The sequence below is a fragment of the Paenibacillus sp. MCAF9 genome (assembly GCF_052114265.1).
In the GTDB taxonomy this organism is placed as follows: domain Bacteria; phylum Bacillota; class Bacilli; order Paenibacillales; family Paenibacillaceae; genus Pristimantibacillus.
Genome location: NZ_JBFREL010000103.1, coordinates 1 through 365, shown reverse-complemented (window position 1 = coordinate 365; position 365 = coordinate 1). Strand labels below are relative to the sequence as shown.

Genomic DNA, 365 nt, shown 5'->3' with positions numbered 1-365 from the left:
TCCACAGGAGCAACAGGAGCCGACGGTGTAACTGGAGCGACAGGAACTGCTGGGGCAACAGGTGCGACAGGGGTAGCAGGAGCAACGGGTGCAACAGGCTCCACAGGAGCAACAGGAGCCGACGGTGTAACTGGAGCGACAGGAACTGCTGGGGCAACAGGTGCGACAGGGGTAGCAGGAGCAACGGGCGTAACAGGCTCCACAGGAGCAACAGGAGCCGAYGGTGTAACWGGTGCGACAGGAACTGCTGGGGCAACAGGTGCGACAGGGGTAGCAGGAGCAACGGGCGTAACAGGCTCCACAGGAGCAACAGGAGCCGATGGTGTAACAGGTGCGACAGGAACTGCTGGGGCAACAGGTGCGAC

At 62.3% G+C, this 365-nt stretch carries 1 protein-coding gene; it reads left to right on the top strand.

What is annotated here, in order from left to right:
- The coding region (locus AB4Z45_RS33085; RefSeq protein WP_441913840.1) for a hypothetical protein at positions 1-365 on the top strand (365 nt) is incomplete at both ends.